The organism is Rhodoferax ferrireducens (genome assembly GCF_003347515.1).
GTDB lineage: Bacteria > Pseudomonadota > Gammaproteobacteria > Burkholderiales > Burkholderiaceae_C > Rhodoferax.
In genome coordinates, this window is sequence record NZ_QEII01000211.1 from 15,688 (window position 1) to 27,579 (window position 11,892).

General features: G+C 61.5%; 13 protein-coding genes. 1 reads left to right on the forward strand and 12 read right to left on the reverse strand.

The features are described from left to right. Positions 1-7 precede the first annotated feature (7 nt). From C5P05_RS02935 to C5P05_RS02965, 7 genes are read right to left on the reverse strand one after another with little or no spacing between them, the layout of a single operon-like run. Complete coding sequence (locus tag C5P05_RS02935; RefSeq protein WP_232834322.1) at positions 8-520, reverse strand: hydrogenase; 513 nt, start codon at positions 518-520, stop codon at positions 8-10. Next, the gene (locus C5P05_RS02940) at positions 510-830 is read right to left on the reverse strand and encodes a HypC/HybG/HupF family hydrogenase formation chaperone (RefSeq protein WP_420130718.1); all 321 of its coding nucleotides are present in this window, start codon (positions 828-830) and stop codon (positions 510-512) included. The genes C5P05_RS02935 and C5P05_RS02940 overlap by 11 nt, the downstream gene beginning before the upstream one ends. A 28-nt stretch (positions 831-858) precedes the next feature. Continuing rightward, the gene (locus C5P05_RS02945; protein ID WP_114968376.1) at positions 859-1,524 is read right to left on the reverse strand and encodes a HyaD/HybD family hydrogenase maturation endopeptidase; all 666 of its coding nucleotides are present in this window, start codon (positions 1,522-1,524) and stop codon (positions 859-861) included. Between the two features lie 5 nt (positions 1,525-1,529). Further along, on the reverse strand, positions 1,530-2,282 hold the full coding sequence (cybH, locus tag C5P05_RS02950; RefSeq protein ID WP_114968377.1) for a Ni/Fe-hydrogenase, b-type cytochrome subunit: 753 nt from the start codon (positions 2,280-2,282) through the stop codon (positions 1,530-1,532). Positions 2,283-2,318: 36 nt separating this feature from the next. Continuing rightward, on the reverse strand, positions 2,319-2,909 hold the full coding sequence (locus C5P05_RS02955; RefSeq protein WP_114968378.1) for a HupE/UreJ family protein: 591 nt from the start codon (positions 2,907-2,909) through the stop codon (positions 2,319-2,321). A gap of 45 nt (positions 2,910-2,954) precedes the next feature. Then, a complete protein-coding gene (locus tag C5P05_RS02960; RefSeq protein ID WP_114968379.1) occupies positions 2,955-4,811 on the reverse strand; it encodes a nickel-dependent hydrogenase large subunit in 1,857 nt (618 codons plus the stop codon). 29 nt (positions 4,812-4,840) lie between these two features. Further along, a complete protein-coding gene (locus tag C5P05_RS02965) occupies positions 4,841-5,935 on the reverse strand; it encodes a hydrogenase small subunit (RefSeq protein WP_114968380.1) in 1,095 nt (364 codons plus the stop codon). 369 nt (positions 5,936-6,304) lie between these two features. Between C5P05_RS02965 and C5P05_RS02970 the strand changes: the two genes are divergently transcribed. Next, positions 6,305-7,594: a methyl-accepting chemotaxis protein gene (locus tag C5P05_RS02970; RefSeq protein ID WP_114968381.1), complete on the forward strand. Its 1,290-nt coding sequence runs from the start codon at positions 6,305-6,307 to the stop codon at positions 7,592-7,594. A 25-nt stretch (positions 7,595-7,619) separates the two neighbouring features. Here C5P05_RS02970 and C5P05_RS02975 read toward each other — a convergent pair whose 3' ends face one another. The 5 genes from C5P05_RS02975 to C5P05_RS02995 all read right to left on the reverse strand — a co-directional run bounded on the left by C5P05_RS02975 (position 7,620) and on the right by C5P05_RS02995 (position 11,892). Continuing rightward, positions 7,620-8,906, reverse strand: coding sequence for an OmpP1/FadL family transporter (locus C5P05_RS02975; protein WP_114968382.1), 1,287 nt, complete (start codon positions 8,904-8,906; stop codon positions 7,620-7,622). Positions 8,907-8,998: 92 nt separating this feature from the next. Beyond that, positions 8,999-9,637 (reverse strand): Rieske 2Fe-2S domain-containing protein, encoded by a 639-nt coding sequence (locus C5P05_RS02980; RefSeq protein WP_114968383.1) that lies wholly within the window; start codon positions 9,635-9,637, stop codon positions 8,999-9,001. A 20-nt stretch (positions 9,638-9,657) separates the two neighbouring features. Next, a complete protein-coding gene (locus C5P05_RS02985) occupies positions 9,658-10,482 on the reverse strand; it encodes a universal stress protein (protein ID WP_114968384.1) in 825 nt (274 codons plus the stop codon). Between the two features lie 2 nt (positions 10,483-10,484). Further along, positions 10,485-10,916: a hypothetical protein gene (locus C5P05_RS02990; RefSeq protein ID WP_114968385.1), complete on the reverse strand. Its 432-nt coding sequence runs from the start codon at positions 10,914-10,916 to the stop codon at positions 10,485-10,487. A gap of 10 nt (positions 10,917-10,926) precedes the next feature. After that, positions 10,927-11,892 (reverse strand): sulfite exporter TauE/SafE family protein, encoded by a 966-nt coding sequence (locus tag C5P05_RS02995; RefSeq protein ID WP_114968386.1) that lies wholly within the window; start codon positions 11,890-11,892, stop codon positions 10,927-10,929.

Sequence of the window (11,892 nt, forward strand, 5' to 3'; positions counted from 1 at the left end):
AACAGCTTCAGTGGCAGGACGTGCCCAACGCGGTGGCGCTGACCACGGGAATGCCAATCGTCGGTGCGCGTGAAATCGGCATGGCCAGTGCGCGGGCCATTTCCCGCACATAGTCGTCCCAGTCGTGCATGCCGCACAGCGTGGTGACGTACTGGCCATCGCGCAGAAATAGCAGCGTGGGCCAGCGCTGCGAGCCGTAGCGCTTGGCCAGGTCCTGCTCGATTTCACGCGGTACGACGGCCACCTTGAAGCGACCCGGAAAGCAGCGCTGCAGTTCCGGCAACACCACGGCGACATCCTGACCCTCCGGAAACTGCACCGCGTCACCGGCGAACAAGACCACGCGGTCGCCGCCCTCGGCGGCCCAGGCGCCGATGCTTGTCTCATCGACCCAGGTGGCACCGTGCACGCTCACCAGGCGCTCAACCAGCGGTGATGTTTCGGACGCAGCACGAGGGGCTTGAACCGGCAGTTTGATAAAGACTTCGCTGCCTGCGGCAGCCATGGTTTCAGTGTTCAAGATATTTCTCCAAAGGTGTTTGTTGCATCGAACCCGACAGCGCCAACAGCTGCTCCCGGCTCATGGCGGAGGGCAGACTGAAACCCACGCTGAGTTCGCGGCTCTCGCCCTGCAACGCAGCTTCCATCATGTCCAACGTGGCGTTAATTTCCTGCGCCCGTTCCACGCTGATCCGCTCTTGTGCGCTGTCGATAAAAATCAGCAGCCATTCACCCGCTACGGCCGCGCCGATCAGGGCGGTGTTGACGCGTCGACGCTCACCGCGACCCTGGCACCGGGCATGGCCGGGCTCGACGGCAAGCACTTGCATGGGAATACCAATACACATGCGGGTGGCCTCAAGTCGTTACAGCAGAAGGAAAGAACCGGTCGTCGCCCATGCGGCAGGCCAGGTCTTCGTCGGGCCGTTGGCCCTCATAAGTTGCCAGATCAAGCTGGGCGAACGTCACCGCCTCAAGTTCAGTGAGGGGCCGGGTCCGGGCCACGGGCTGCGCACCCCAGTTGCGCAGCGCATGCACGCCCAATGCCAGGGCGTCTTCCATGGCTTGCTTGACGCGAGGGCGCAGGCTGCCGCCATAGTCGTCCAGCTCCTCGGGCTGGCAACCGATTAGCATGACCTGGCGCGGAAATTTTTCCGTCAATTGCGCCAGCATGAGTACTTCCTGAAAGCCGGTCTGGTGCAGGCTCATTTTTTTGGCGCCCATGAAGCGGGGAACGTTGTCGCCCTCGACCGTTTTCAAGGTGCCCGGTTCCAGTCCGTAGTCGATGGCATCAAAGATGAGCAGGCGGGTGGCTTCCTGCACATGCTGAATCAGGTACAGGCCTTGCGTGCCGCCATCAATCAGCCGCACATGGGGGGCAAATTCATAGCGGCTTTGCAGTGTCTGGATGCATCGCACGCCAAAACCTTCATCGGCCCACAGGACGTTGCCAATGCCCAGGACACAAATGGTTTCCGGGTTGTCACCCTCCCGGTGAATGCTGCTTTCAGGTGCGCTTGTCATGGCATTCAGTCCTTGAAAGTGCGGTGACCCGAGATCATGGTGCTGACCACGCTGGAGCGGCCCATGATGTCTTCCCGGATGGCGGCGTAAACATGCAGGATGACGAAAATAACCAGGCCCCAAAGGCCGAGATGGTGCCAGGTGTGCACGTCCTGCGACTGTCCCATCAAGGGGATCACCCAGCCGAACAAGCGTTCCTGCCAGGAACCCATTTGGGAACCTTCGCCGTACAGTGCAAAGCCGGTGATGATCATGAACAGCGTGAGCCCTACAAAGCCAAACACCATCGCGAAGCGCGCCAGCGGGTTGTGGCCGACAAAACGCCCCGGCCGATCCGAGAGGAAGGCATACCACTTGAGCATGCCGAGCAGGTCATGCCAATAGGCGCGCTGGAAGATCGGCACCCAGAATAATTCGCGCGCATGGTGGTTGCCGACAAAGGCCCAGTAGATGCGCCCGAGCAGGCCCACGGCCAGCAGGTAGCCGGCAGCGAAGTGCGCAAAGCGGATGTAACCCATCAGGAAGTTGGCACTGGCCTCGCCGGGCTGTGTCGGCAAGGGCGAGCCAATGAAATAGCCGCTGATGGCCAATACCGTGATGGCGAGTGCATTGATCCAGTGCCATGCGCGGATCGGGGCTTCATAGACATAGACCGACTTGATGGACGAGGCCCGGGCGACCTCGAGCGCATCGGCGGCCGCTTCATCGACCGACGTTGCGCTGTGGTGCTGGCCCGGTGTGGCGTGTGTAGTAGTCATGGTGCTTCTCCGTTGAAAGCCGTTCCTGGCGTGCGCTTACAAGCGCGCCGCCAGCATCACCAGGCCCGATGTGCCCATCAGTAAGGCTGCGGTGCGACCCACCCATGTCGGCAAGTGCTGCAGCGCGTTGCCTGCGGCCAGCCCGACGCCGTGCAGTGCCGCAGACCCGAGCATGAAGCCTGCGGCATAGCTTGCAAATGACTGCCCGGCCGCCAGTTCAGCGCCATGGGCATAGCCGTGCAGCAGCGCGGCGACCGAGATCAGGGCCAGGCCGGTTGTCAGCCCGATCCGGCGTGCCAGCAACAGCAGGGTGCCCAGAGCGACCACGCTGGCTGCAACGCCGGGTTCCGCTTGCGGCAATACAAACCCCGCCAGTGCCACCAGCGCTCCCACGAGCAGCATCGCTATGAACAGCGCGGGCCCCGCCAGACGATGGGCCTTGGGCAGCATGACGACGGACCAGATGCCCACCGCCACCATGGCCAGCAAGTGGTCCAGTCCCAAAAAGGGGTGAACGATGCCGGCGAAAAAACCCTCGGCGCCATGCCCGGTATGGGCTTGCGCCGCGGCCACGGTCGTCATCAGGGTCACCGCGGCCAAGGACCGCAAGAAGTTGATTTTTTTCATTTTGAAATGTCTCCTGAAAATTTAGGACAAGTTGCGAAGATGCGCTCAGCGCACGGTGACCGTGGCCATCTCCTGCCCGTCAGGACTCATCACATGGGTTGAGCAGGCCATGCAGGGGTCGAACGAATGCAGTGTGCGCAGAATCTCCACCGGTTGTTCCGGGTTGGCCATGGGTGTGTTCATCAAGCTGGCTTCGAAAGCGCCAATCTGGCCTTTGTGGTCGCGTGGACTGGCGTTCCAGGTGCTGGGCACCACGCACTGGTAGTTCTCGATGCGGCCGTCCTTAATCTTGATCCAGTGGCCCAGCGCGCCCCGGGGTGCCGCGACGCTGCCCACGCCTTTGGCTTCCTTGGGCCAGGTGGCAGGGTCCCACTTTTCGACGTTGGCGGTGGCGGTATCACCGGCCTTGATGTTGGCGACCATCTCCTTGAAATCGTCGTACATCATCTCGGCGCAGTACTGTGATTCCAGCGCCCGCGCCAGCGTGCGGCCAATGGTGGTTGGCATCAACTGTTTGACGCTGTACTGCGTCTCCGCCATGCCCAAGGCCTTGGGAAAGGCCTTGTTGATGATGGCGGCGGAGGTGTCGATTTGCTCCTTGACCCGCTGGCAATATTTGTTGCCTTGTTGGGCGTGGGCATAACCGAGGATGTAGCGCGACAGTGGGCCGACTTCCATCGCGTGACCGCGCCAGCGCGGTGACTTGACCCAGGAGTACTTGGCGCTTTCGTCGATTTCGTCAATGCTGGTGCGGGTTCCTTTGGTTTTCTCTCCCAATACGTAATTGGGTTCTGTCACGCCATCCCAGCCGTGCAGACCCTTGGTTTCGTCGCCGTATTTGTACCAGCTGTGCGTCACGAACTCCTGCACCTGCTCCGGGTCGCGCACATCAACGGCGTGGATCTTGTCCCAGTTGCCGTCGAGGATGGCGCCGCCCGGCAGCTTCTGCGTGCTGTGGTCGCCCATGACTTTTTCGTAGGTGCCGTAGTCCATCACATTGGTCGCGGACAGTCCGCCGCCGTAGAGCCAGCCGGCGTTTTTGTAGATGGTGCCGATGGCCAACACGTCGGGGATGTAGACGTTGTTGTTGAACTCGATCATTTCCTTGATGCGTTGCTCAACAAAGTTCAGGCGTTCCATGTTGACCGGTGCGCCCGCCGCGCCCTCCTTGTCGAGGTTGATCGCGCAGGGCATGCCGCCCACCAGGTAGTTCGGATGGGGGTTCTTGCCGCCGAAGATGGTGTGGACCTTGACCCATTCCTTTTGCAGGTCCAGCGCTTCGAGGTAGTGCGTGACGGCCATCAAATTGGCTTCAGCCGGCAACACATAGGCCTTGGAGCCCCAGTAGCCGTTCATGAAAGGCCCGAGCTGGCCGCTCTCCACGAATTTCTTGAGACGATTCTGGATGTCGCGGAAATAGCCGGGTGATGACATCGGGTGGCTGGGAGACACCAGCTGCTGCAGCTCGGAGGTCTTTTTCGGATCGGCCTTGAGGGCGGACACCACGTCCACCCAGTCGAGCGCGTGCAGATGGTAGAAGTGCACCGCATGGTCGTGCACCTGCAGTGTCTTGGCCATGATCTCGCGGATCAGGTAGGCGTTTTTCGGAATCACGATACCGAGCGCGTCTTCCACGGCACGCACCGAGGCCAGGGCGTGGCAGCCCGTGCACACGCCGCAAATGCGTTCGACAAAAGCCCAGGCGTCGCGTGGGTCGCGGCCCTTGAGAATCACTTCCAGACCGCGCCACATCGTGCCCGTGGACACCGCGTTGCGAATGATGTTGTTGCTGTCGACGTTGACCTCGACACGCATATGGCCTTCAATGCGCGTGACCGGATCGACCACGATGCGTCGGCCCGTGTTGTCCATCTTGAAACCTTGCGTTTCGTATGCACCCATTTTGTTTCCTTGGTTGTCTTGTGTTGTGCTCAGTGCTCAGCCGGGGCTGATGCACTTTGGCGGGTGTCTGTCTTCTGGTTCGCGCGCTTGATGGCCGATACCGCTGCGTGGGCGACCGCCGCGGCGCCGACCACGGCGGCGGCGGTGCCGCCGACCTGGTCCGCGTTGGCTTCAACGCCGAACTGGTGGATATCGGTCAGGCGGTCGTAGAACGAACCCTTGTCCCAGAAGCCGTCTTCCGAGCAACCGATGCAACCGTGGCCGGCCTGGATCGGGAAGCTCGTGCCCTCGTTCCAGCGTGTGGTGGAGCAGGCGTTGTAAGTCGTCGGGCCCTTGCAGCCGACCTTGTACAAACAGTAACCCTTGCGTGCCGACTCATCGTCAAACGCTTCGACAAACTGGCCGGCGTCGAAGTGCGGGCGGCGGTAGCACTTGTCGTGAATGCGCTGGCTGTAGAACATCTTGGGCCGGCCCTGGCGGTCCAGCTCGGGAATGCGGTCAAAGGTCAGCATGTAGGTAATCACGCCGGTCATCACCTCGGCGATGGGTGGGCAGCCTGGCACCTTGATGATGGGCTTGTCGAAAATGACTTTGTGGATCGGTGTCGCCTGCGTCGGATTCGGCTTGGCCGCCTGCACGCAGCCCCAGGAGGCGCACGAGCCCCAGGAGATGATGGCCTTGGCATCCTTGGCGACATGCTTCAACTGCTCGATAAAGGGCTTGCCACCAATGATGCAGCTCATGCCATCCTGGTTCAGCGGCGGGTTGCCTTCCACCGCCAGGATGTAGTTGCCCTTGTACTTGACCATGATCTCTTCGAGGATGGCCTCGGCCTGGTGACCGGCGGCGGCCATCAGTGTGTCGTCATAGTCCAGCGAAATCATCGACAGCACGACATCTTTCGCCAGCGGATGCGCCGAGCGGATGAAGGATTCAGAGCAACAGGTGCATTCCAGTCCGTGCAGCCACAACACCGGCGTGCGTGGTTTGTTTTCCATGGCGTAGGCGATCTGCGGCACAAAAGCCGGGCCCAAACCGAGCGACGTGGCGGTCAGGGAGCAGTACTTCAAAAAACTGCGGCGAGATATGCCTTGGCGGCGCATCACCTCATAAAAAGTTTCCATTCAGGAATGTCTCCAGTTGTTTTTTTCCGGTGGGCTAGGACCTGCTTTCATGGGCAGGCCTAGTCGTTATTGCAATTGACGCGCCAACCTGAACCGGGCTGCGGGAATACCCCTAGCCGTCGTTTTAAGTACTTGTTTTTATTGGCTAAATTTGATCACTTGAGAAGCGTCTTCTTGGTCTTTCGGATACTTGTGGAAGCTGTGCTTTCGGTTGCGATAGGCTGTTGAGAGCTGGGTGTCCAGCCCGAATGCAACAGGTCTTGCCTCGCCGCACGGTGGCCGTTCCTGCGGATGGCCCTGGCACAGATAGTGCTCATTTGCTGCCTTGCGTCGTATCGCAACAAGCAAAAATAAATGGAGACTTTGACAATGAATTTCACTTCGCATTGGGGCATCGCCCGGCGTCTTTACCTGGCTTCATCGCTGCTGATTGCAGCACTCGTCCTGGTGGCCAACGCGGCCTGGATCAGCCTGACATCGGTTGATGACTTGTCGCGGCAGGTCGCGGTAAATTCTGTGCCTGGGCCGGATCAACAGGCGCTCGCGCAGATTGGCTTGCAGGCCCGAGGCGCCAGAACCCGTGTGTCGGTCATGGTGGTGGCGGTGGCCTTGGGCTTGCTGGCTTTTTCCTGGTACATCTCCCACTTGCTGTTGCGCCGGGTGGCAACGGCGCAGCACATGGCGGAGCGGGTGCGCGAAGGTGACCTGACCCGTGTCGCCATTGACAAAACTCATGACGAATTCCACCCCCTGCTGTTGGCGCTGGGGAACATGCAGAGTGCACTGATGAACGTGGTGCGCAATGTGCGCCACGGGGCGGAGTCGGTGGCGACGGCGAGTGTTGAAATTGCGCAGGGCAATCGTGACCTGAGCGGCCGTACCGAAGAGCAGGCCGCGGCCCTGGAGGAAACCGCTGAATCGATGGCTCAGCTCGATGGCATGGTCCGCAAGAATGCCGATGGCGCGTTGCTGGCCCGGCAGTTGGCCCAAGATGCCTCTGCCGTAGCCGCTCATGCGGGCGAGGTGGTGGCGCAGGTGATGGACACCATGCAGGGCATTGATGACAGTGCGCGCAACATCGTGGACATCATTCAAGTGATCGACGGCATTGCGTTTCAGACCAACATCCTGGCACTGAACGCGGCCGTGGAGGCCGCCCGTGCGGGCGAGCAGGGCCGGGGCTTTGCCGTGGTGGCCAGCGAGGTGCGCAGCCTGGCGCAGCGCAGCGCCGACGCGGCCAGGCAAATCAAGCAGCTGGTCAACACCAGCGTGGCCCGCGCCGCTCAGGGCAGTGCGCTGGCCACCGATGCGGGCGACGCCATGCAGCAAGTGGTGAGTGCCATTGCGCGCGTGACGCGGATCATGGAGGAGATCAGCGCGGCCAGCCTGCAGCAAAGCAGCAGCCTGTCCCGCGTGAGCAACACCGTGACCCAGATGGGCCGCTCAACCCAGCAGAACGCGGCCCTGGTCGAGCAAATATCTGCCGCCGCTGACAGCCTCGGAACCCAGGCGCAAGCGCAAGTGCAGGGCGTGGCCGTGTTTCGGCTGGACCCCACTGAAGAACGGGACGCTACGCCCGTGCCCGGCGCCAAAATGCCCGTGGTTTTGCTTTCCGGTGAATTTAAGCAAAATAGGCCTCTAGCGCTCGTGGATGCTTGACTATCGGCTAGTTAATTGATAGCGGCTACCAGCGCCAGCCGAACTGGATGCCAATGGACTGCTGAGACATCTTGATGGTCTCGGTGCCGCCTGCACCAGGCCCCATCAGCGCATCAAACATGGAGGTACCAGACACCGACTCCGACGGCGCGTACATGTAGAAGAAGCTCAACTCAGTTTGCGGTGACATTGCATAAGTTCCACCCAGCGTCAGATGCCGCGTGACTACGCCCGGCGCCAGGATATTGAAGCTCACGTCACGGCTCTGGACCGGGTTGTCCCCAAAATTAAGTCCGGCCCGAAGCGTCCACTGCGTCGAGGCCTGCCACTGCACACCCAGCTTCCAGACATTGATATCGGTCCAGCCAAAGCCGGGACCATTGGCCGAACCCAAGGGGGCGGCGTTGTTGCTGGGATTGGCAATTGCCGCAATGCCACCGTAATTGATGCGTGAGTAGTCCAGTGCCAGCGTGATGGCCGGTGTGGCCTGAAAACTGGCACCAAGGGTGTAGTTTTCAGGAATATCAAAGCTGCCCCCACCGGCGAAAAGTCCCGCATAGTCGTCAAACTTGGACATCCCGATCTTGGGTGCATACGAGGCGCCAATGCTGAACTTGTCGTTCAGTTTGCCCAGGTAGCCCAAACGCACACCCACCCCAGTGCTTTGGTCATAATTGCCGCTGGTCACTTTACCGGGTACGCCCGTCATGGGCGGGAAACCCGGTGCGTTGTCGAACGCCTGCAAACCATAGGCCTTGAACTGCTGGAACACCAGCAAGGGCGAGATACCGACTGAATGGCGGTCGTTGAACTTGTAGGCCACGGTTGGCGCCACAATCAACTGCATCAAGTCGACCCCCAGGTTGGGACCACCGCAAAGCACATTGGCCGGGCCGGCGCCGCAATTGATTTGCCCGCTCGGGTAATCCGTATTCATGCCACCGTTGCCATAAACCGTGATGCCCACGCCCAGTTTGTCATTGATCGCCCGGTTGTAGCCAAATTCCGGAATCAGAAACAGATTGCTGCCGCTGTCCACAGACGCATTCAGGCCCCCCCCGGTACGCGTCATCGAACGGTCCGGCATGAACGCGTCCAGCCCAACCTCGGCCCGTGTGCCGGCCCACGCCGCTGCCGCCGGGTTGTTGGCGCCGGCAAAGGTGTTGTCCGTGCTCGTCACGGACGCACCCCCCATGCCTTTGGCCTTGATGCCGTAGCCATGTGAGAAGTAGCCGTTGGTGGCGTGTGCCGCGCCGGTTGCCAGCAGTGCGCAAAGCGGTGTCAGGTAAAGTAATTTTCTGGATGCTCTCATGGTTGTCTCCGGTAGTTTTAATGATGGGAAGCGCGGGAATTTCACTGGAACGGTGAGGGGTGGGAGCGTTGTGCAACAGCGGCTGCGAGTTGCTACCAGAAAGCCAGCAAACGGCCTTCGACGACCTTGGACTTGATGCGTTTGAGTGGGCTGTTGCCATTCTTGATGCAGTCGCCACTCTTCACGTCAAACGCCCATTGGTGCTTGGGACAAGTCAGGGTGGTGCCCTCAATAGCCAACTGCGTGATGTCGGTGCTCTGGTGCGGGCAATGGCTGTCATAGACCTGAAAAGCGGTCTTGTCGTGGTAGACGAACAGGCCACGACCCTCGCATTCGGTGCGTGTGACTTCGCCACTCTCGATGTCGGTGCTGTCCATCACGTCGCGCCACTGGCCGGGGCCGGGAGCGAGGCTGGCCAAAGCCTCGGGCTGGAATTCGGGGAGGTTCATGGCCAGAATGATGTCCACGGCCCAGATGATTTTGGCCAGGCCCAATGCCGGAAACGCCATCAGCAGCGCGTCCAGCACCTCCACCGCTGTGCAACCCTCGCGCAGGGCACGCCGCAGGTATTGGCGCAAGCCGCGCTCGGTTTGCGCATGGACTTTGGTGATGACCGAAATCAGGTTCCTGGTTTTCGGATCCAGGTGCTTGCCGGCATCTTTCAGGAAAGCGAAGTAATGGCCCAGCGCCTCGGGCCGGGCTTTGAGCAGATAGTTCAGTGCGTCACTCATGGTGAAGAAATTTCCTCGGGTTATTGACAATGAAGAACCAGGACCGGGTAGTCGGAAAGTCCCATGACCTTTTGCGCCACGCCACCGACCAGGGCCCGGCCAATGCGGCTGTCGTCGCGGCTGGCCAGCACGATCAGGTCGGCTTGACTCGTGGCCCTCGCTGCCAGAATTTCGGTGAAGGCTTTGCCGACCCGGACTTCGCCCTGCGCCAGCACGCCACCCCGCCGGGCCTGGTCCAGCATCTCGGTGACGAAGGCATCCGCCGGCGCACGCAGCCCCTCTGCAGGCACAACGCTCACCACGTACAGCGGCAGGGCGCATTGGGCGGCGACCGCAACGGCGGTGGCGAGGACTTGACGCCCCTGTTCTGTCGGCTCTGCGGCGACCAGCACACGCTGGCGCCACATGTGGGCTTCCCGCGGCACGATCAGTACATGGCAGGGCGCGTGCGCCACCACCTTGCTCACCATCTCGCCGACCAGCAGGTTGGCCAGAAAGCTCCGCTTGCCGCGGCGACGGATGATGATCAGGTCGCTGGCCTGTTCCCGCGCCTCCTCGACGATCTCGCGGTAGGGTTCCTCGCCCCGGCGCACACGCAGTTCAATCGCCACGCCCCCGGCCTGCGCTTGCGCGTGCAACTGGGCGATCTTGATGGCCGCCTCGCGCTCGGCCCGAGCCGCAATCTGCGGCGCCAGCGCCTCGTATTCCGGATTGCTCACCAGGGGCAAGATCGTGGCCAGCGGCAGCTGGCAACGCTTGGCCAGCGCAAACGCCAAGTTTTCGGCGCCGGTGTCAAATTCGCTGTGTTCGGTGGCCAGCAACAAGCGCGTAAAGAGACTCGCCATGCTCAGTGCCCTCCTGTCAGAAGGCCCGAGGCGGCCAGCACCAGCACCGTCACCACCAGGACACAAAGCCCGGCATAGACATAGTCGCGCCGCTTCAGGTACAGGGGAATCAAGCCCAGCAAGGGTGGCAGCGAACAACCTGCCAGCAGCGATATGCCGATCAGGTTGGACAAGTCTCCCTTGTGTGCCAAGGCCAGCCAGCCCCAGGCCGTGGGTGTGCCGGTGTGCTGCAGGTAGGCATGCACTGGCAGGTTCCACACGCTGGGCAGTTGCGCCAGCGGCACATGCGGTGTTAGCACCTCGAACACATAGGCCGCGAAACTGAGGACCAGCGCCAACAGGCCGATGCGCGATCCCCAATCCAGTAAATAGGCGTAGCGTGAGGCTTCGGCCTGTTGTTGTTGGGTGTGCTCAGAGAGTTTGGTGTTGATCATTGGCTCGCCTTCAGACCCAAACGCCCAAACCCTTGAGCAGGGCGCGAATTCCCGCAAACAGCAAGAGCGTGATGACCATTTTGCGAATCACCGAGCCCTTGAGTACGTGCAGCAAGCGGGCGCCAATGCGGGCGCCCAGCATCATGCCCACGACCGAGGGCACGGCGATCATCGGCATTACCGCGCCCCGGTTCAGGTACACCCACGCGGCCGAAGAATCGACCAGGGATAGGACCAGACCCGAGGTGCCGGCAGACACCTTCAGCGGTGCGCCCATGAGCAGGTTCAGCGCGGGCACATTGGCCCAGCCCGCGCCGATGCCGAACATCCCGGCCATGACACCGATGCCCAGGAACAGCAACAGTCCCACGGGCGTACGGTGCACCTGCCAGTCAATGGAGCGCCCCGAAGCCCCGTCGATAAATACCCCGTGAATGCCCAGTGCGCAGGACAGCCGGTCGGGTTGCGCCACGAGTGGGAATTCTGATTTTTTGGACACCAGCATGAGTGCCACGATGCCCAGCACGATCAAGCCCAGTGCGGTCTGGATCGCCGAGGCGGGCAGCGCCAGACCCAGCAAGGCCCCGGCAATGGAACTCATGGACGCGAGCAGTGCCAGCGGCAGTGCCAGGCGCAGGCTGGCCAAGCCACCGCGCAGCAGCATGGGCCCGGCCGCCAGGGCACTGGCCAGCGCCACCAGCAAGCCGGCACCGCGCACGAAATCCAGGTGGAAGGGGAAAAATCCCCCGATGATGGGTACAAACAGCGTGCCACCGCCAATGCCGGCCGGCACCGCCACAATGCCGATAAAGAAGCAGGTCACAAACAAGGCCAGTGGCCAGAACCACCAGGGCAGGGTACTGGCTGGTACCACACTGCCAGCAGCGTAGGCCGGCAGAGCCAGTAGCAGAAAGAGCGCCAGCACCCTCCCGGCCTGGCGGATGCTGGCCAACGAGGGTGTGATCAGTCGGTCCAT

Bases quoted from the DNA above. Each gene is read 5' to 3' on its own strand.
- C5P05_RS02940 (WP_420130718.1), bottom strand. From the start codon at position 830: ATGCAAGTGCTTGCCGTCGAGCCCGGCCATGCCCGGTGCCAGGGTCGC.
- C5P05_RS02945 (WP_114968376.1), bottom strand. From the start codon at position 1,524: ATGACAAGCGCACCTGAAAGCAGCATTCACCGGGAGGGTGACAACCCG.
- cybH (WP_114968377.1), bottom strand. From the start codon at position 2,282: ATGACTACTACACACGCCACACCGGGCCAGCACCACAGCGCAACGTCG.
- C5P05_RS02955 (WP_114968378.1), bottom strand. From the start codon at position 2,909: ATGAAAAAAATCAACTTCTTGCGGTCCTTGGCCGCGGTGACCCTGATG.
- C5P05_RS02960 (WP_114968379.1), bottom strand. From the start codon at position 4,811: ATGGGTGCATACGAAACGCAAGGTTTCAAGATGGACAACACGGGCCGA.
- C5P05_RS02965 (WP_114968380.1), bottom strand. From the start codon at position 5,935: ATGGAAACTTTTTATGAGGTGATGCGCCGCCAAGGCATATCTCGCCGC.
- C5P05_RS02970 (WP_114968381.1), top strand. From the start codon at position 6,305: ATGAATTTCACTTCGCATTGGGGCATCGCCCGGCGTCTTTACCTGGCT.
- C5P05_RS02975 (WP_114968382.1), bottom strand. From the start codon at position 8,906: ATGAGAGCATCCAGAAAATTACTTTACCTGACACCGCTTTGCGCACTG.
- C5P05_RS02980 (WP_114968383.1), bottom strand. From the start codon at position 9,637: ATGAGTGACGCACTGAACTATCTGCTCAAAGCCCGGCCCGAGGCGCTG.
- C5P05_RS02985 (WP_114968384.1), bottom strand. From the start codon at position 10,482: ATGGCGAGTCTCTTTACGCGCTTGTTGCTGGCCACCGAACACAGCGAA.
- C5P05_RS02990 (WP_114968385.1), bottom strand. From the start codon at position 10,916: ATGATCAACACCAAACTCTCTGAGCACACCCAACAACAACAGGCCGAA.
- C5P05_RS02995 (WP_114968386.1), bottom strand. From the start codon at position 11,892: ATGGACCGACTGATCACACCCTCGTTGGCCAGCATCCGCCAGGCCGGG.